General features: G+C 69.1%; 7 protein-coding genes. 2 read left to right on the top strand and 5 right to left on the bottom strand.

Annotated features, from left to right (window positions below; genetic code table 11):
• Window positions 1–19 precede the first annotated feature (19 nt).
• The 3 genes from ABE473_RS11175 to purL all read right to left on the bottom strand — a co-directional run bounded on the left by ABE473_RS11175 (window position 20) and on the right by purL (window position 14,975).
• A complete protein-coding gene (locus tag ABE473_RS11175) occupies window positions 20–1,873 on the bottom strand; it encodes a S8 family peptidase (protein WP_346489516.1) in 1,854 nt (617 codons plus the stop codon).
• A 157-nt stretch (window positions 1,874–2,030) separates the two neighbouring features.
• Window positions 2,031–10,640, bottom strand: a complete 8,610-nt coding sequence (locus tag ABE473_RS11170; protein WP_346489515.1) for an ESPR-type extended signal peptide-containing protein — start codon at window positions 10,638–10,640, stop codon at window positions 2,031–2,033.
• 450 nt (window positions 10,641–11,090) lie between these two features.
• Window positions 11,091–14,975: a phosphoribosylformylglycinamidine synthase gene (purL, locus tag ABE473_RS11165; RefSeq protein ID WP_346489514.1), complete on the bottom strand. Its 3,885-nt coding sequence runs from the start codon at window positions 14,973–14,975 to the stop codon at window positions 11,091–11,093.
• A gap of 290 nt (window positions 14,976–15,265) precedes the next feature.
• On the opposite strand from purL, the gene ABE473_RS11160 reads away from it, so the two are divergent.
• The gene (locus ABE473_RS11160; protein ID WP_346489513.1) at window positions 15,266–17,374 is read left to right on the top strand and encodes a glycosyl hydrolase family 18 protein; all 2,109 of its coding nucleotides are present in this window, start codon (window positions 15,266–15,268) and stop codon (window positions 17,372–17,374) included.
• 116 nt (window positions 17,375–17,490) lie between these two features.
• On the opposite strand, the gene ABE473_RS11155 is transcribed toward ABE473_RS11160, so the two are convergent.
• Both ABE473_RS11155 and xerD read right to left on the bottom strand, forming a co-directional pair.
• The gene (locus tag ABE473_RS11155; protein ID WP_346489512.1) at window positions 17,491–18,270 is read right to left on the bottom strand and encodes a thioredoxin fold domain-containing protein; all 780 of its coding nucleotides are present in this window, start codon (window positions 18,268–18,270) and stop codon (window positions 17,491–17,493) included.
• A 104-nt stretch (window positions 18,271–18,374) separates the two neighbouring features.
• Window positions 18,375–19,352, bottom strand: coding sequence for a site-specific tyrosine recombinase XerD (xerD, locus tag ABE473_RS11150; protein WP_346489511.1), 978 nt, complete (start codon window positions 19,350–19,352; stop codon window positions 18,375–18,377).
• 59 nt (window positions 19,353–19,411) lie between these two features.
• On the opposite strand from xerD, the gene ABE473_RS11145 reads away from it, so the two are divergent.
• A complete protein-coding gene (locus ABE473_RS11145) occupies window positions 19,412–19,900 on the top strand; it encodes an RDD family protein (RefSeq protein ID WP_346489510.1) in 489 nt (162 codons plus the stop codon).
• The last annotated feature ends 644 nt before the right edge of the window (window positions 19,901–20,544 follow it).

The raw sequence follows: 20,544 nt of genomic DNA, 5'->3' as shown, positions 1-20,544 counted from the left end.
CGTTCGGGGTGCTGCGGTATTACTGGTTGGCCAGAATGCTCACGCCGCTGAACGCGGACTCGCCGACCACCTTGATGTAGTACGTGCCGGCCACCGGCGCGGTGAAGCGCACCGTTTCACTGTTGCCCGGGCGCGTGGACTTGGCGTCGAACGCGGTGGCGGTCGGCTCCTTGCCCTGGCTCACGTACACCGACACGTTGCCACTGCCACCGTAGGTGAGCAGGCTCAGCACCTTGCCGGCCTGTGCCTCGAAGCTGTACAGCGCTTCGCTGCCACCGGCGCCGCTCAGGCCACCGACGGCAACCTTGTTGGTCAGCGGCGTGGCGACCGGGCCGCAGTTCTCGGTGCACTCCTCTTCCAGCGCCTTGTCGAGCGCGGCCTTGGCATCGACGATGCCGGAGCCGATCGGCGTGGCGGTCGGGATGGTCACCGGGAAGGCGCGCGCGGTCTGCTTGAGCAGCGTTTCCAGCGCGGCCGGGCTGAGCGGGTCCTTGCCGGCCGCGGTGACCGCGCCCTGCACCAGGGCTGCTACCGCCGCCACGTGCGGAGACGCCATCGAGGTGCCGGCCATGCCCATGTAGCTGTAGGCACCGGAGGTCGGCGTGGTCGCGCCGTCATAGCCCGCCTGCCACACATAACCGCCCGGATTGCCGTCCACGCTGCCGCCGCCGCCCGGGCCGGACAGGTCCACCACCGTGCCGAAGTTGGAGTAGTAGGCGATGCCACCGGTGATCCGGGCCGCACCGACCGCCACCACGTTGGCGCAGCTGGCCGGACGGAAGTTGGCCGCGTTGGAGGCCGAGTTGCCGGCCGCGACCACCACGGTCGTGCCCCGCGAGACGGCACCGTTGATCGCATCCTGGTACAGCGCATCGCACGCGCCGCCGCCACCCAGGCTCATGTTGATGACCTCGGCCGGATTGGCATTGGCCGGCACGCCGGCGACGGTGCCACCGGAGGCCCAGGTGATCGCGTCGGCGATGTCGGACAGGTAGCCGCCGCACTTGCCGAGCACGCGCACCGGCAACACGCGCGCCTTGTACGCGACACCGGCCATGCCCACGCCGTTGTTGGTGGACTCGGCGATCGTGCCGGCCACGTGGGTACCGTGCCAGGAGCTGTCCTCGGCCAGCGAGCCGGCGTAGCACTCGTTGTCATTCTCGACCCAGTCGCCGTAATCCAGCGCACCCGGGACGCGGTCATCGGTGGCGCGGCGGGAGGTCTCCGCGTCGCTGATGAAGTCGTAACCCGCCAGCAGGTTGCCGGAGAAATCCGGATGCTGCGGCAGGATGCCGGTGTCGAGCACCGCCACCACCACGCCCTCGCCCTGGGCGACGTCCCACGCAGCCGGCGCGTTGATGCCGCCGGTGGCGCTGTTGAGATGCCACTGGTACTGCGCGTAGTACGGATCGTTCGGCACCAGCTGCGGCGTGGCATCACGTCGGCGCACATCGGTGCGCTGCAGCTTCACGTCCACTTCGGCGTACTGCACGGAGGGATCGGCCTTGATCTCGGCCAGCACCTTCTGCAGTTCGGCCGGGCTCAGACGGCCCTGCAGGCGGATCAGATCGGCACCGACGCCGAGTCTGCGCACGATCTGCGGGTTCACCGCACTGGCACGCCCGGCGGCGGAACCACCGACGCTGGCGCGGGCGACCGCCGACTGCACGGCCGTCAGCTTGGCCGAACGATCCGTGGCCGCCGCGGTGCCCGTGCGGTACTTGACGATGATGCGCTCTGCGCCTTGGGCGGCCGCCGGCTGGCGCACCGGCTCCTTGGCCGGCAGGCCCGCGGCATAGGCGCTGGCGCCTGCGGACAACGACAGCACGGCGGCTGCCAGCACATTGATGCGAAGGTTCTGCTTACTGGTCACGTTGACGTCCTCTTCAAGGTCATGGATCAAACGACTGTTCAGGCCAACACTCCATGCGAGCTCCCTGGCCGGCCCTGGCCAAGGTTCCCGTGACCCGCCCCCTCAGGCCTTGCATTACGTTGCAGCGGGGCCGCGCACGGCCCCGCGTTGAAACGGCTTACCAGCCAAAGCCGGCACCCACGCCGACCGAGCTGTCATCACTGCTGAAGGCACCGCCCAGGGTCACCGTGGCGCGCTCGCTGAGCGCGCGCTGGTAGCCCAGCGACAACGCAGATTCGCCGCCCTGGAAACCGACGCCGACACCGACGCGGTTCTGGGTGCGCACGCCGGCGGCGCTGGTGGCCATGTTGAGCATGGCCGCGCTCATCGCACCCTGGCGATCGATGCGACGGTCCTGGTGACGCAGGCGCTGGTCGATCTCGCCTTTGTAGATATCGAAGCTGTCGGCCATCGAGGTGAAGCGCTGGTCGGTGTAGCTGTTGGCGGTCGCGATGCCACCGTCCAGCTGGCCCTTGTTGACCGCATCGGTGGCCTGCGTACCGGCCGCGACGTTGGCGACCTGACGCTCGTTGCCGACGCTGCCGACCGAGACCGTATCGGCACGATCCGCGACCGAGCCCTGCCCCAGTGCCACCGAGTTGGCGGCCGAGGCGGTCGCGCCCTGGCCGATCGCCGTAGCCGACGCCCCGCTGGCCACGGCACCGTCTCCCATCACCACCGCATTGACTGCGGCCGGTGCGGCGGCTGGCGCGCTGAGCGGCTGACTGCTGCCCACGCTCGCCGCGGTCGGCGCGCCCTGTACCGTCGCAATCGCGTCCTCGCTGGCAGCACTCATGACACTGGCTTCCGGTGCGACGCTGGCGGTGGCCACTGCGGCGGTGCGTGCACGTGCACCGCCACTGCCGCCACCGGCCACGCGCTGGTCCAGATCGCTGACCTTGCGGTCCAGCGCACCCAGTGCGTCGCCCACGTTGCTGTACGTCGCCCCCTGGATCACATAGTTCGGCGCGACGAACACACCCTGCATGCCCACGCTGGCGCCGCCGCCGAGGAAGGTGGCGACATCGGTCAGCGACTGGAACAACTGTCCGCCGTTGATCGCCTGGCGGCTGCCGGACGCGATCGAACCGCTGCCGACGTTGTCCAGCGTGGTGCCCTGCAGACCCGACAGGGTCAGTGTGTCGCGGCTGCTGTCGTCATAGGTAAGCGCATTGGCGGTGACGTTCTCGACCGAGCCGATCCGGGTGTCGATATCACCGACCTGGGTCTCCACCGCACCGACACGCTGGTTGGTGGTGTTGAGCTGGCCACCGGTCACCGCATCGGTACTGCCTGCCGCGATGCGGCCGGCGCCGACGTTGACGATGCGGCGCGTGGCCGGGCCGTCGGTGCCGTTGCCGCCACCCACCGAGACCACGTTGGCCTCCATTGCGCGCGACCCCGCCCCCAGCGCCACGGCGTTGGCACCGGAGACGCCCGCTGCCGAACCGATCGCGATGCTGTTGGCCCCGTTGCTGGCGAACGCGCCGTTGCCGATCGCCACACCGTTGGTCGCGTTGGTCGAGGCCTGGCGGCCGAGCACGGTGCTGTTGGCACCGCGTGCCGAGGCATCGGCGCCGACTGCGGTGGCACCGGTCGCCGAGGCGATGGCGGCGGTACCCAATGCACTGCTGCGGGTTGCGCTGGCGGTCGCGCCGGAACCGGCGGCAAGCGCATCACTGCCGCTGGCCGTGGCCACGCCGCTGCCGCTGGCCTGGAAGTGCTTGCCGACCGCATCGGCGGTCGCAGCCACGGTATCCAGCTGCGACTTGGTCACCGCGTCACTGGCATTGACCGCATCCCCGACATTGGTGATGCGGCGCGTGGCCGGGCCGGTGGTGCCGTTGCCGCCGCCGACCGAGACCACGTTGGCCTCGCTGGTGCGGGCACCGGCGCCCAGCGCGACGCTGCCTGCGCCACTGGCCGACGAACTGGTGCCCAGCGCGGTGGCATTGATGCCGCTGTACGCGTAGCTGTCCTGGCCGATCGCGGTGGCGCCCTGGGAGGTGGCCCAGGCCAGCTGCCCGACCGCCGTGGTGCGTGCCGCGGTGGCCCAGGCGTTGGAACCGGCAGCGACACTGTTGTCGCCGCTGGCCTGCGACGCGTAGCCCAGTGCATTGGCGTAGCTGCCCGAGGCGGTGCTGCCCCAGCCCAGTGCCGACGCGTAATCACCACTGGCTTCGGCGCCGTAGCCCAACGCCGTGGTGCGCACGCCGCTGGCGGCGCTGAAGGTACCGACCGCAGTGCTGTAGTCGCTGCCGGCTTCGGCGCTGTAGCCGAAGGCCGAGGACTGCAGCCCCGTTGCCGTGGCGCCGGCACCGGTGGCGGTACTGAAGCTGCCGTCCGCCTGCGCCCCCGCACCGAGTGCGGTGGCACCGACGGCGCTGGCACTGGTGGCCTTGTCCAGCAGCACGTTGCCATTGTCATCTTCGTAATACAGCGCACCACCGATGGCGGTCGCCGAATCGGCCGTGGCCGAGGCGTTGAAGCCCGACGCCGAGGCGTTGCGCCCGGAGGCCAGGGCGCCGCTGCCATACGCCGAGGCCCCGGTGCCGAACGCATTGGCCGCCTCGCCCGCCGCGGTGGCATACGCCCCGTCGACATAGCTGCCGACGTCATCGCCATTGCCGCTGCCCGACGCCTGGAAGTACCGGCTGGTGGTTTCCGCCACATCGGCGACCGCATTGAGCTGGTCGACGTTCACCGCGTCGGTGCCTTCAGTACCGGCAGCGACGTTGGTGATCTGCCGCTGCGCGGTGGCCGTACCGACCGAGACCGAGTTGTCGCGATCCGCAGTGGAACCGGCGCCGAGCGCGACGCTGTTCACGCCCTCCGCGCTGGCGCTGGCGCCCAGTGCGGTGGCATTGCCCGCATCGGCCCACGCGTTCCAGCCGATCGCGGTAGCGTAATCATCGGTTGCCCACGCACCTGCACCGAACGCGGACGCACCGGTGCCCGAGGCGCGCGACGGCAGCAGACCGTAGAAGGTCGTGCCACCGATCGCCACGCTCTCATCGCCGGTGGCTTCAGACGATTCACCCACCGCCACCGCACCCGCGCCGGAGGCGGTCGAGGCGGCACCCACCGCTACGGCATAGGCGTTGGAGGCAACCGCCCCGTAGCCCAGCGCGGAAGAGAGCTGCCCGGTCGCTTCGCTGTAGCTGCCGAAGGCCGATGCACCGGCTTCGGAGGCATTCGCGCGGAAGCCGTTGGCGGTGGCCTGCTGGCCCGCCGCCGTGGACTGGCTGCCGGTCGCCGTGGCGTAAGCACCGCCCGCCTGCGCACCGGCGCCCGTGGCACTGGCACCGATCTCGCTGGCACTGGCGCCGTTGCCGACCGCGACACTGTCTTCGCCGGTCGCCTGCGCGTCACTGCCCAGGGCCGCGGCGCCTTCGGCGCTTGCCAAGGCGTTGAAGCCGACCGCGGTGGCGTTGTCGGCGACGGCCGTTGCCCCGCTGCCGAGTGCGCTGGCGCCGTTGCCGATGGCGTTGGACGCCTCACCGGCGGCCAGCGCGTTGTCGCCTTCCACGTACGCACCGGCGTCGCTGTCAGCGCTGCCGCTGGCCTGGAAGTACTTGCTGGTGGCTTCAGCCGTTGCTGCCACCTCCTTCAGCTGCGCGACATTGACCGCATCGGTGTCTTCCGTACCGGCACCGACATTGGTGATCTGCCGATCAATGGCCTCATGCACCACGCCCGCCGCGTCGGTCCATGCCTGCGCGGCACCCACCGAGACGGCGTTGGCACGATCAGCCAGCGAACCGGCACCGAGCGCGACGCTGTTGTCGGCGTCCTTGGTGGTCCAGGTGTTGCTGCCCACCACGGTGGAATTCACCGCCTGCGCGTAGCTGTTGTAGCCGACGACGGTGGCACCGTCTTCGGTCGCCCAAGCTTCACTGCCGATCGCGGTGGTCTGGATGCCCTGCGTGACACTGCCCGCATCCGCACCGGCCAGCGCGTTGAAGCCGACGGCCACGCCGTCTTCCCCGGTGGCGGCGTTGTTGCCCACCGCCACGCCATATAGGCCTGCATTGGCCTGCACGCCGAAGGCGGCACCGGCGATATCCGCACGCGTGCCCTGGCCTACCGCGGTCGCCACGTCGGCCGCCTGCGTATTGCTGCCCAGTGCAGTGCCGAAGAAGCCTGCGGTGGCATTCGCGCCGAACGCACTGGCCTGCCAGCCGTCCGCGGTAGCGAAGTTGCCGATCGCGGTGGATTCACGCCCCAGCGCCCAGGCGCCGTAACCGACGGCGGTGGCGGCAAGGCCCGCCGCCTCGGAGCCGGCCCCGATCGCCACCGCGCCGAAGCCCTGCGACAACGAACCGCCGCCGATGGCGACGCTGGCCGCGCCGGAGGCCGCGCTCAGATCGCCGAGGGCCACCGCGCCTGCGGCGCTGCTGCTCGCATTGCTGCCAATCGCCACCGCGTTGTCCCCGGTGACCGTGGCGTTGAAGCCCAGCGCGGTGGATTCGGTGCCGATCACGGTGCTGCCGCTGCCCAGCGCGGTGGCACCGTTGCCGATGGCGTTGGAGGCCTCACCGGCGGCCAGCGCGTTGTCACCCTCCACGTAGGCACCGGCATCGCTGTCGGCGCTGCCACTGGCCTGGAAGTACTTGCTGGTGGAGGCGGCCGCATCGGCCACTGCATTCAACTGGTTCACGTTGACCGCATCGGTGCCGTCGGTGCCCGCCGCGACGTTGGTGATCTGCCGCTGCGCATCGGCACTGCCGACCGAGACGCTGTCATCGCGGTCGGCAATCGAGTCGGCGCCGAGGGCGACGCTGTTCGCCCCGCTCGAGGTGGCCGCATTGCCGAGCGCGGTGCTGTTGACGCCCGGCGACCATGCACCACCGCCGACGGCTGTGGAGTAGTTGCCGGAGGCTTCGGTGGGCAGCAGGCCGAACAGCGCACCACCGACGGCCACGCTGTTGATGCCGCTGGCCAGGCTGCCCTGGCCGGTGGCGGTGCTGTACGCACCGGAGGCTTCGGCATCGCCACCGAGTGCCACGCTGTTGGAGCCGGTCGCCTGCGCGAAACTGCCCAGTGCGGTCGCGTTGAAGGCCGACGCCACCGCGTAGCCACCGATCGCGGTGGTGTAGTTGGCGGTCGCTTCGGAGGCGAACCCGTAACCGGCCGAGAGCGTCCCACTGACCACGCTTTCCGCACCGACCGCGGTCGCACCCTCGCCGCTGGCACTGCTGAAGTAACCCAGGGCCACCGATTCTTCACCGGCGGCCTCCGACAGCGCGCCACCGGCCAGGCTGCCGGCGCCGGAGGCGACACTGGCCGCACCGGTCGCGGTGCTCTGCTCGCCGGAGGCCAGGCTTTCGGCACCGGTCGCCGTCGCGTATTCGGCGGTGGACTGCGCATTGGCGCCGACCGCGATCGCATTGGCACCGCTGGCGACGGCATTGAAGCCGACGGCACTGGCGTTGTCGGCCAGGGCGAAGGCGCCACTGCCCAACGCCGACGCGCCTGTGCCTGCCGCGAAGCTGCTTGAACCCACTGCGGTGGCGTAATCGCCATCGGTGGCCGCGTTCGCACCGGCGGCCACGCTTTCCTGGCCACCGGCGACGGCAACACCCTCGCCACTGGCCTGGAACTGGTCGGTCGCCGCAGTCAGCTGATCCAGATTGACCGCATCGCTGCCCTCGGTACCGGCGGCCACCTGGGTGATCTGGCGCTGCCGGTCATCGTTGCCGACCGAGACAGTATAGGCACGGTCGGCGACCGCACCCGCGCCGAGCGCGACCGCATTGGACGCCGTCGCGCTGCTGCCGGCACCGATGCCGATCGCACTCTCGCCGCCGGCGACCACGTTGGTACCGATGGCGATGCTGTTGATGCTGTTGCCCAATGCCTGGAAACCGACGGCCACGCTGTTGTCGCCGTAGCCGAAAGCACCGCGGCCGAGCGCGGTGGAACTGCTGCCGCGCGCCCAGCTGTTGTAGCCGATCGAGGTCGAGCCGGTGCCGCTGGCCCAGGCCGACTGACCCACCGCCGTGGCGTTGGCTTCGGTCGCCCACGCACTGGAGCCGAAGGCGGTGGCGCCATCCGCGGTGGCCCACGCATATGCGCCGGTCGCGGTGGCTTCTTCGCCGCTGGCGAAGGCGTTGTCGCCCTGCGCCACGCTGTAATCGCCGGTGGCGCGCGCCTTGTAGCCGCTGGCCAGGCTGTTGCTGCCGGTGGCCTGTGCACCGCTGCCGAATGCATTGCTGGTGGTGCCGGTGGCCTGTGCACCGGCACCGACCGCGACGCTGTCCGGCGCCGCGGTGGCACCGATCAGGATCGCATTGCCCTGGTCATCCACCAGCGGCTGGTTGTACTCGTCATACGCCTGGCCGAGGCCACCAATGGCCACGCTGCCGTTGCCGGTCGCGCTGCTGTTGCGGCCCAGCGCGACGGTGTCATCGCCGACGGCGGTCGCACCGCCGCCCACGGCAGTGGCACCGGCACCCAGCGCGTTGCTGGCTTCACCGGCCGCCAGCGCATCCTCGCCATCGGCGAATGCACCAACCGCACCACTGGCAGCGCCGCTGGCCTTGAACTGCGTCGATGTCGCCGAGGCCGAGCTGGCCACTGCATCAAGCTGCGCCTTGTTGACCGCATCGGTCGCTTCGCTGCCCGCGGCGACGTGGGTGATCTGGCGCTCGTTGCCGACATCACCGACCGAGACCGTGTTGTCGCGGGTGGCGGTGGAGTTGGCCCCCAGCGCGACGCTGTTCGCGCCGCGCGCAGTGCTGTAGAAGCCCACCGCCGTGCTCAGTTCACCGCTGGCCCAGGTTTCCGCGCCGAGCGCCGTGGCGCCCTCGCCCGGGGCGTAGGCGAAGTAGCCCACGGCGGTAGCTTCGGTGCCCGAGGCTTCGCTCAGGGTGCCGTTGGCCACCGCGTAATCTCCACTGGCAATCGCGCCCGCACCCACCGCGGTGGCCGCTTCGCCACTGGCCTGGGTCTGCACGAAGAAGCCCAGGCCCGGCAGCAGATCCGCCGGCCCGCCGATGGCGGTGCTGCTGTTGCCGGTCGCCACGCTCTGCGTACCGACGGCGGTGGAATAGTCGCCGGTGGCATTGGCCACTGCACCGAACGCCGAGGCCTGCGCACCGGCCGCGTATGCGCCGACGCCGTAGGACGATGCAGCGAAACCCGAGGCTTCCGCGCTCGCACCGACGGCCGTGCCGCCGACGCCGGCGCTGGTCGCACCGGTATCCACGGGCACGCCGCCGTTGGTGATCAGCGGGTTGCCGTCGGCATCCACCGCTGCACCGCCCACTGCCACACTGCCCGGACCATTGGCCTGCGCATTGGTACCGAAGGCCGCACTGTTCTGGCCCGTAGCGCTGGCGTTGTAGCCGACCGCCGTCGCGTTCTGCGCGGTGACCGTAGCGCCGCTGCCGAGCGCGGTGGCGCCGTTGGCCAGCGCGTTGGCCGCTTCACCGATCGCGGTCGCGTTGTCGCCTGCCGCGAGGGCACCGGCATCGCTGTCGCTGCTGCCGGTGGCCTGGAAGCGCTTGTCGGTGTTGACTGCGACCGCACCGACCTGATCCAGCTGCGCCTTGTTCACCGCATCGCTGTCTTCGGTGCCATCGGCAAGATTGGTGATCTGGCGACGCAGGCCGTTTTCCGCATTGCCGACCGATACCGTATCGATGCGATCGGCATACGAACCGGCGCCGAGCGCCACGCTGCCCACCGCCACCGCAGCCGAGTTCGCGCCGAGGGTCGCGCTGAAATCCGCGACCGCGACGCTGAACGCGCCGACCGCGACCGAGGCTTCACCGGCACTGGCTGCACCGCGGCCGAGCGAGGTGCTGCCCGGGCCGATGGCCAAGGCACCCCCACCGATCGCGGTCGCGCCATCGGCGCTGGCTTCCGCCAGGCCGCCGATCGCAGTGGCTGCACCGTTTTCACTGGCCGCTACGGCCGATGCACCGAGCGCGACATCGCCCAGACCGAAGGCCGCCGCACTCTGGCCCAGCGCGATGCTTGCGTCGCCGAAGGCCATGCTGCCCTGACCGAAGGAACTCGCCCCGAGGCCAATCGCGAGCGCTTCGCTGCCCACTGCCGTGGTGGCATTGCCGACCGCCTGGCTGCTGCGACCCAGCGCCGTTGCGCCGTCGCCATCGGCGTTGGCGCTGGCACCTGCGGCCAGTGCACCCTCGCCATCGATCTTCGCCGCATCGGCGGCGCTGCCGTCACCGTCGGCCTTGAAATAGCGGGTCGCGCCTTCGGCTGCGACCGCCACCTTGTCCAGCTGTGCCTTGTTCACCGCGTCCGTCGCGGCCGTGCCGGCGGCGACATTGGTGACCTGGCGTTCCTTGCCGGCATCCCCCACCGACACGGTGTTGGCCCGGTTCGCCTTCGAGCCGGCGCCGAGCGCCACGCTGTTGGCCGCCGAGGCCGTGCTGTTGCTGCCGATGGCGACTGCGTTGGTGCCCGATGCCGTGGCGTTGCCGTCGACCACGCAGCTGTCGACGATGCCGCCGTTGAGCACCAGGCAATTCGCATTGCCCCCCACCTCCACCGACTGCGCGTGCGCCGTTTGCACAACGCCTGCCGCGCCCCATCCAAGCGTCAACGCGATGGCGGCCGAGAGCAGTGCGGTGTTGCGCCCGCCAGAGGTTCGGCGCTGATCGATGACGACACCCGAGGACTGGCTGCTGGCCAATTCCGAGGCGACGACCATCTGCCCCAGTGCTTTGTTCCAGACCTTGCGATAAATCCGATTCATCGATGCGGCTCCTGATTAGGCTGGTTTTAGGCAAAGCGACGCCAACGCCGGACCGCGTGGTCCAACGTCCCCTGGGGGCGTTTTTTCGCTTGATTTACTGCGTTGTGCGCAATGGCTGGCAGATACCTACAGCGTGCACGCCATCCATGCGCTTACTGCGGAACTGAACGCTGTCGAAATGAGCATGCAGTGTTAACGTACAGTTTGAACAACGTCAAGACTTTGACATTGAAATTCATATGACCGCGAATTGCGTCACAGAAACGACGTGTTATTGCGTGATTTTGTTAGCTGTATGTGAGCAATCGCCATAACGCGTTTTCACGCTGTAACGCGATGTAACTCATTGCTGTCGATCAGTTTGTCGGCCATGCAAAAGAAAACCGCCGGACATGCCGGCGGTTTCTTCACGCGACTTTCACCGTATCGAATGCGATGCGGTGCGCAGTATCAGCCGCACCATACTCTTGCGTTGCGGAACATCCGCAGCCACGGCGAATCGCCGTTCCAATCGTCCGGATGCCAGCTGAGGTTGATCGCACGCGGGGTGCGTTCCGGATGCGGCATCATGATCGTGGTGCGGCCATCGGTGGTGGTCAGCCCGGTGATGCCGTCGGGCGAGCCGTTCGGATTCAGCGGGTACTGGCTCGCCACGTTGCCATCGCCATCGATGTAACGCAGCGACACGCGTGCCGCGGCCTGATCGACCGCATTGGCGAAGACGGCCTGGCCTTCGCCATGCGCTACCACGACCGGCAGGCGCGAGCCGGCCATGCCGCGCAGCAGGATCGACGGCGACTCCACCACTTCGATCAAGGCGGTGCGTGCTTCGAACTGCTCGCTGCGATTGCGGTGGAACTGGGGCCAGTGTTCGGCACCGGGGATGATGTCCTTGAGCTGGCTCATCATCTGGCAGCCGTTGCACACGCCCAGGGCGAAGCTGTCCTCGCGGGCGAAGAACGCCGCGAAGGCATCGCGCAGCGCGCTGCGCTCCAGCACCGAGGTGGCCCAGCCGCGGCCGGCACCGAGCACATCGCCGTAGCTGAAGCCGCCACAGGCCACCAGGCCGGTGAAATCGGACAGCGCGACGCGGCCTTCGATCAGGTCGCTCATGTGCACATCGAACGAACTGAAGCCGGCACGTTCGAAGACGTTCGCCATTTCGATCTGGCCATTGACGCCCTGCTCGCGCAGCACCGCCACGCGCGGACGCGCGCCGGTGTTGATGAAAGGCATCGCCACGTCTTCGTTGATGTCGAAGCTGAGCTTGGGCTTCAGGCCCGGCGCGTTGAAGTTGCGCGCGATCGCACGCTCCTGGTCGGCGTTGTCCGGGTTGTCGCGCAGCTTCTGCATGGCGTGGGTGACCGACCACCAGGCATCGAACAGCGCTTCCCAGCGCCACTCGACCAGGCTGTCGCCCTGCAGCGAAACGCGCACCACCGGGGCGGTGGTCGGGCGCGCGATGCGCTGCGCGCATTCGGTCAGGGCATGACGCTCGACCAGATCGGCGAACGCCGCGCGGTCTTCCTTGGCGATCTGCACCACCGCGCCCAGCTCTTCATTGAACAGGCTGCGGAACGGATCATCACCCCAGGCATCCAGGGTGATGTCCAGGCCGAGGCGCGACACGAAGGCCATCTCGCACAGCGCGGCGAACGCGCCGCCATCGCTGCGGTCGTGGTAGGCCAGCAGCAGGCCGGCCTGGCGCGCGTCGCGGATCAGTTCGAAGAAGGCACGCAGACGCTTGGCATCGTCCAGGTCCGGCACCGCACCGGCGAAGGCCGGCAACGCGGAGTGGTCGGCGTGCACCTGGGCCAGGATCGAGCCGCCCAGGCGCTGTTTGCCAGCCCCCAGGCCGATCAGCCACAGCTCGCTGTCAGCATCGCGGTCGAGCAGCGGGGTCAGCTGGCCAGTCGCATCGGCGACCGGCGCGAACGCGGAGATCACCAGCGACACCGGCGACACCGACTTGTGCGCCTGGCCGTCGGCCTGCCACTGCGCCTGCATGGACAGGGAGTCCTTGCCGACCGGAATGCTCAGGTCCAGCTGCGGGCACAGTTCCATGCCGACCGCACGCACCGCGTCATACAGCAGCGCGTCTTCGCCGTGGTGACCGGCCGCGGCCATCCAGTTGGCCGACAGCTTCACCGTTTCCAGCGCATCGACAGGCGCCGCGCACAGGTTGGTGATCGCTTCACCGACCGCCATGCGCGCCGAGGCGGCCGCATCCAGCAGGGCCAGCGGGGTGCGCTCGCCGATCGCCATCGCTTCACCGGCCACGGTATCGAAACCAGCCAGGGTGATGGCGACGTTGGCCAGCGGCAGCTGCCACGGGCCGATCATCTGTTCGCGTGCGGTCAGGCCACCGACGCTGCGGTCACCGATGGTGACCAGGAAGTTCTTCGAGGCCACCGAGGGATGCGCCAGCACGCGCAGACCAGCCTCGTGCAGGTCCAGCCCGGCGGTCTTCAGCGCCGGCCAGCGCGGTGCAGCCGGGTGCACGGTGTCGCGGTGCATCTTCGGCGCCTTGCCGAACAGCACGTCCATCGGCAGATCGATCGGGGCATCGGCCGGGGTGTTGCCCACGGTCGCGCCATAGGCCACGACCAGACGCTCTTCAGCGGTGGCGACACCGACCGCGGCGAACGGGCACCGCTCGCGCGCGCACAGCGCGGCGAACTCGGCCAGGCGCGCCTGCGGCACCCCGAGCACGTAACGTTCCTGCGATTCGTTGCACCACAGCTGCATCGGCGACAGCGACGGGTCATCGGCCGGCACCTTGCCCAGATCGATCACGCCACCCACGCCGGAGTCGTGCAGCAACTCGGGAATCGCGTTGGACAGGCCACCTGCGCCGACGTCATGGAACCAGCGGATCGGGTTGTCCAGGCCGAGCGCGACGCAGCGGTCGATCACTTCCTGGCAGCGACGCTCCATTTCCGGGTTGTCGCGCTGCACGCTGGCGAAATCGAGGTCTTCGGCGCTTTCACCGGAGGCCACCGAGCTGGCGGCGCCGCCGCCGAGACCGATCAGCATCGCCGGACCGCCGAGCACGATCACCGCATCGCCGGGCTGCAGGCGGAGCTTCTCGACCTGGTTCTGGTCGATCGCGCCCAGGCCACCGGCCAGCATGATCGGCTTGTCGTAGGCGCGGGTCAGGCCCTCGCCCTCGGCCAGCTCGAAGCTGCGGAAGTAACCGAGCAGGTTCGGGCGGCCGAACTCGTTGTTGAAGGCGGCGCCGCCGAGCGGGCCGTCCAGCATGATGTCCAGCGCCGCTGCCATGCGCGGGTTGAGCGCGCGCGGCGCTTCCCACGGCTGCGGCAGGGTCGGGATGCGCAGGTGCGAGACCGAGAACCCGGTCAGGCCGGCCTTGGGCTTGCCGCCGCGGCCGGTCGCGCCTTCATCGCGGATCTCACCGCCCGCGCCGGTGGCCGCGCCCGGGAACGGGGCGATCGCAGTCGGGTGGTTATGCGTTTCCACCTTGATGCAGAACGCCGAATCCACCACGGCCTCGCTGCGGTACTGGCCAGTGGCCGGGTCCGGGCGATAGCGCGCGGCCGGGAAACCGGCGACCACCGCGGCGTTGTCGCTGTAGGCGCTCAACGTGTGCTGCGGGGTCTGCTGGTGGGTGTTCTTGATCATCCGGAACAGCGAGTGCGACTGGTCGGCGCCGTCGATGGTCCAGCTGGCATTGAAGATCTTGTGGCGGCAGTGCTCGGAGTTGGCCTGCGCGAACATCATCAGTTCCACGTCCGACGGCTTGCGGCCCAGGTCGCCGAAGCGCTGGCGCAGGTAGTCGATCTCGTCCTGGGCCATGGCCAGGCCGAGGCGGCTGTTGGCCGCTTCCAGGTCATCCAGTGCGATCCGCTCCAGCTCGCCGCGCGCCGGGGCGCTGAACAGCGCCTGGGCCTGCGCGGTCTCGGCCAGCACGGACTGGGTCATCGGATCGTGCAGCGCGCGGATCACCGCTTCCTGCGCGGCCGCATCGGCCGGCCAGCCGGCCAGGTCGATGCGCAGGCCACGTTCGACCCGGCGGATCGGCTGCCCGGCGCCACGGACCAGCTCGGTGGCCTTGCTCGACCAGGGCGACAGGGTGCCCAACCGCGGCACCACGAAGCGCGACACCGCCCCGTCCTCACGCTCGGCCAGCGCCGGCTGGGCCTCCAGGATCCGGCTCAGGATCGCCGGGTCCGGGGCCGCATCGCCCTCGGTCTGGATGAAGTAGACATGCCAGGCACCGGTGATGCGCAGATCGGCGGCCAGGGACTGCAGGCGGGATTCAAGACGTTCGCGGCGGAACGGCGAAAGGGCGGGTGCGCCCTCGAGGACCATCATGTCCGGGGAACCGTGGTTGGGAACGGGGCCCACTATTGTACCCAAGTCGGCCGCCGCGGCCCGGCCCGGGGGATCGACCGGCCAGGGCCGGGGCCAAGCTCGTTCACACCAGAACCATGCACTGGTTCACGGATTGCACCCGGATTACATGACAACGTTATCACCACCTGGCCTGCGGCCAGGTGCCGTCCGTCCCCCATGTCGTTGCCGGCCTCTCTCACCGGCGTCCGGAACTGCTGCACGCATGCCGCCATCCCGGCGGCATGCGCCCACCTGATCGGAGACCGACCATGCCAGACCCGATTGCGCGCCGTGCAGTGACATCGTTTTCCTCCCCCGCCGCCCTCCTCCGCCGCCCCCGCTGGCTGCTGGCCCTGGCCTTGGCCGCGGCCGTCTGCACGCCCACGCTGGTCCAGGCGGCGAACTGTACCGGGGCCCCCGAATGGAACGGCGCGGCCATCTATCTGGCCGGCCAGACCCTGCAGAAGGGGGGCGTGCTGTACCGCGCCAACCAGGACATCTGGAACGCCCCGCCGGATCACCCGGCCGGCGCGCCCTACTACACCAACCTCGGCGCCTGCGATGGCAGCGGCAGCAACCAGCCGCCGAGCGTGGCGCTGACCTCCCCGGCCGCCGGGGCCAGCTTCAGCGCCGGCAGCAGCATCACGGTCAGCGCCAATGCCAGCGACGCCGACGGCAGCATCAGCAAGGTCGAGTTCTTCCGCGGCGGCACCTCGCTGGGCATCGACACCAGTGCGCCCTACAGCGTGGTCTGGAGCAATGCCTCGGCCGGCAGCCACACCTTCAAGGCGGTGGCCACCGACAACAACAACGCGGTGACGTCCTCGGCCACGGTCAACGTGACCGTCACCGCCGCCAGCAACGACACCACGCCACCCAGCGTCCCGGGCGGACTGGCCTCGCCCGCGAAGACCGCCACGACGGTGAACCTGGCCTGGAATGCGGCCACCGACAACAGCGGCGGCAGCGGCGTGGCCGGCTACGACGTGTACCGCAACGGCAGCCTGGTCGGCTCGCCCGGCGCGACCCAGTACACCGATGGCGGACTCAGCGCGAGCACGGCCTATACCTACACCGTGCGGGCACGCGACAACGCGGGCAACGCCTCGGCGCAGAGCGGTTCGATCAGCGTGACCACGGCCGCCGGCGGTGGTGGTGGCGGCACCAAGCGGGTGATCGGCTACTTCACCCAGTGGGGCATCTACGGCCGCAACTACCAGGTGAAGAACATCGACACCAGTGGATCGGCGGCGAAACTGACCCACATCAACTACGCCTTCGGCAACGTGCGCAACAACCGCTGCGAAGTGGGCGTGACCCAGGCCTCCGATCCGAACACCGGCGTGGGCGGCGATGCGTATGCCGACTACGGCAAGTCGTTCGCCGCCGGGGCCAGCGTGAGCGGCGTCGGCGATACCTGGGACCAGCCGCTGCGCGGCAACTGGAACCAGCTCAAGCAGCTCAAGGCCAAGCACCCGAACATCACGGTGCTGATCTCGCTCGGTGGCTGGACCTGGTCGCGCGGGTTCTCCAGCGCGGCGCAGCCGGCCAACCGGCAGGCATTCGTGGCCTCGTGCATCGATGCCTACATCAAGGGCAACCTGCCGCTCGCCGATGGTGCGGGCGGCGCGGGCGCGGCGCTTGGGGTATTCGATGGCATCGACATCGACTGGGAGTACCCGGTGGCCTGCGGGCTCAGCTGTGGCACGCCGGCCGACAACGCCAACTTCACCGCGCTGCTGGCCGAGTTCCGCCGCCAGCTTGATGCGGTGCGGCCCGGTCTGCTGCTGACGGTGGCCGTGGGCGCAGGCGTGGACAAGATCCGCGTGACCGATCCGGCCAGCTACCACCCGTACCTGGATTTCATCAACGTGATGACCTACGACTTCCACGGCGCGTGGGATCCGCAGACCAATCACCACTCGGCCCTGTTTGATTCACCGGCCGATCCCTCCACCGGCGACCAGAAGTTCTACAACAGCAATGATGCGATGGAGGCTTTCCTCAGCCGCGGGGTGCCGGCCAGCAAGTTGAACCTGGGCATCGGCTACTACGGCCGTGGCTGGACCGGTGTGGCCGCCGGCAACAACGGGCTCTATAAGAGCGCCAGCGGCGCGGCACCGGGCACGTACGAGGCCGGCATCGAAGACTGGAAGGTGCTCAAGACCCTCAACTGGCCGGTCTATACCGACAGCGTCGCCAAGGCCACGTGGATCTCCAACGGCACCACCTTCTGGAGCGTGGACACGCCGGCCATGGTCAGCGAGAAGATGGGCTACGTGAAAACGCAGGGCCTGGGCGGTGCGTTCTTCTGGGAGTTCAGCGGCGATGATGCGCAGGGCACGCTGACCAAGGCGATCAGTGATGGCTTGAAGTAACACCGTAGCGCGGGACGGCGCCCGACTGATCGAGCAGGGCGCGGCCCCGGCAGATCGAGCGGACACCACTCCGCTCAGTGAAGAACACGCCCCGGCCTGGCCGGGGCGTGTTGTTTTCAGCGGCTGCCGCCTGCCGAGACGCGCTCCAGCGCCGCCTTGAGCTGGGCCGGCGGCAGGTAGCCACCGAGCTGGGTGCCGTCCGCGGCGAAGATCGCCGGGGTACCGTTGACGCCCATCTGCTGGCCGAGCTTGTACTGCATCGCCACCGGGTTGGTGCAGTTCTTCGGGGTGACGGCCTTGCCGGTCTTGGCCGCGGTCAGGGCCTGCTTGCGGTCGGCCGCGCACCAGACCGAGATCATGTCGGTGTAGTCCTGGCTGCCCAGGCCCATGCGCGGGAACGCCAGGTATTCCACGGTGATGCCGTTGCGGTTGAGCTCGGCGATGTCCTGGTGCAGCTTGCGGCAGTACCCGCACTCGATGTCGGTGAAGACGCTGACGGTGTACTTGGCGTTCGGCGCGGCGAACACGATGCGCTCGTTGGTGGGCACGCCGTCGAGCAGCTTGCGCCGGTAGGTGAGCAGGCCCTGGCTGCTGACCGGCGCCTTGTTCTGGATGTCATACGGCTGGGACTGCATCAGGTAGCGGCCGTCATCGGAGACGTACAGCACCTGGCCGCCGACCAGCACTTCACGGAACCCGGCAAACGGCGCCGCACCGATGAAATCGGGCTTGAAGGTCGGGTCCAGCTGCTGGAGCGCGGTGCGCACGCGCTGGTCGGCATCGCCGGCAGCGGCCGGAGCAGCGGACGTGGTCTTGGCCGCCGGAGCGGACGGTTGCTGCGCGCAGGCAGTCAGGCTGAGCGCGCCGAAGAGCGCCGCAATGGCAACACGGAGCATCGAGCATTCCGGTGTAAGGAGTCAGACTGGATTCTCGCACAGCTGCCTGCCCCCGCAGCTGGACCGCAGTGGAACGGCGGCGCGTGCCCCTGTCCGGCGCGGTATCAGCCGCGCGGGTGGTGCCTGGCGTGCAGTTTCTGCAGGTGCTCGCGCGCCACCAGCGTGTAGATCTGCGTGGTGGACAGGGAGCTGTGGCCCAGCAGCATCTGCAGGGCACGCAGATCGGCGCCCCGGTTGAGCAGGTGCGTGGCGAAGCTATGGCGCAGGCCGTGCGGGCTGATACGGGCCGGGTCGATCCCGGCCAGCACCGCGTACTTCTTCACCAGGCCCCAGAACTGCTGGCGGCTGACCGGATGCAGGGAGGGCTCCAGGAACATCGGCACGGCGCCGTCCTGCGGGGTGGGCACGTTGCGTTTGCCGGTGAGCCGGGGGCGCGATTCGGCCAGGTAGCGTTCGAGCCAGTGCTGGGATTCTTCGCCGAGCGGGACCAGGCGTTCCTTGCTGCCCTTGCCGGTGACGCGCAGCACGCCCTGGCGCAGGTTGACGGCATTGGCCGGCAGGTTGACCAGCTCACTGACGCGCAGGCCGGCGGCATACATCAGCTCGAGCATGGCGCGGTCGCGCAGGCCGAGCGGCGTGTCGATGTCGGGGCTGGCCAACAGCGCGTCGATCTGGCTTTCGGCAAGCGCCTTGGGCAGCAGGCGGGGCAGCTTGGGCGGATCGAGCAGCGCGCTGGGGTCGTCGCTGCGTTCGCCGCGGCGGACGGCATCGGCGAAGAACGCACGCAGGGCGGAGAGCAGGCGGGCATTGCTGCGCGGCGACCAGCCATGACGGGAGCGCCAGGCGAGGTAATCGAACAGCCCGGCGCGATCGAGGCCGGCCAGCCCCCCTGCGGCGCCATCACGCCAGCGCGCGAGGCCTTCGAGATCCCGCCGATAGCTGTCCAGGCTGGCACGCGCAAGGCCGTGTTCGGCCCAGGCGGTGTCGAGGAAGCGCTGGATGCGGACGTTGTCGTCGTCGCGCAGCTCGGGCAGGTGCTGCACGAGCTGGCGGCGCAGTGCGGGGGTGGTGGCATCGGACATGCGGACAGCATACGGAGGCGAATGATCGGGGGCCATCGAACGTGGGCGGCGGGCCGGGTATGCTCCGGGACATGACCGATGCCCCGCTGTCGTCCACTGCCGCTGATCGTCCTGCGTCGTTGCTGCTGTGGCGCCTGCTGTCGCTCCTGTACGACGTCTTCCCGGCGCTGGCGCTGTGGATGCTGTTGGGCGCGCTGTTCGTGGCGGTCTACACCTTGAGCGGCCATGCGGAGCGCGAGAACATCGCGCCGTTCAGTGCGTGGCAGTGGGCGCTGTGGGCGTGCTGCTGGGGCGTGACGGGACTATACGCGACGATGAGTTGGCGTCGCGGTGGGCAGACGCTGGGGATGCGGCCTTGGCGGTTGCAGGTGGTATCGCTGGACGGCACGGTGCCGACGCGCAGGCAGTTGTGGCTGCGGTATGCGGTGGGCTCGCTGTCGGTGTTGGCGGCCGGCCTGGGGTTCTGGTGGGCGCTGGTGGATCGACAGCGCCTGACCTGGCATGACCGGGCCAGCGGGACGCGGGTTGTCCGGTTGCCTAAGCGCTGACGCTTTGACGCTTTGACGCTTTAAAGCTTTGAAGCTTTGGAGCTTTGAAGCTCTGATGCCTTACAGAACAACGCGAATAGCAGCGTTTCCACTTTCCGTGCGTTTGCGGAGAGGCGCAACCCATTTCTGGGCCCGCCGCAAGTCCCGCTCCGCGGCCCGGCCCAGCCGCTGGCGGCTGTGCGTTCGGACGGATGCGAGGCAGTGCCTCGCAAGCAATCCGCCCTCACCCATGTAGGCTCGTAGTGCGCCATCCATGGCGCACTACGGTCCTGAAATGGGTTGCGCCTCTCCGCATTGATAGATCGCGAAGTGCGGTTGGTGAAAGCGGGTTTTTTGCGTGGCTGACGTTTCGCACTGAATACCGGCTCTCGCGATCGAGACGCCTTAAGAAGCGCAACCTTCATCGCGAAGTCGAACCTTCACTCAGGCGCTCAGTCGTCAGGATTCAACACGAACAGCAGCACTTCGCCGACCCATCGGAACGAGTAGAGCCGGGCCATGCCCGGCTGCTCTCCCTCCCCCCACCAGCACACTGTCGGAGGCGCGGCGGGATTGCCAGGCCGGGACCGTGTGGTGCCCACGGTTGTCTACCAACACACCACCAGAAATGTAATTGGGGGGGGGGCCGGAAGGGGCGACCCCAC

Origin of the sequence: Stenotrophomonas sp. TWI700, from assembly GCF_039673645.1 — a bacterium.
Lineage (GTDB): Bacteria > Pseudomonadota > Gammaproteobacteria > Xanthomonadales > Xanthomonadaceae > Stenotrophomonas > Stenotrophomonas maltophilia_AA.
Note: the sequence above shows the minus strand (reverse complement) of the source record. Positions and strands in the feature narration are given on the sequence as shown.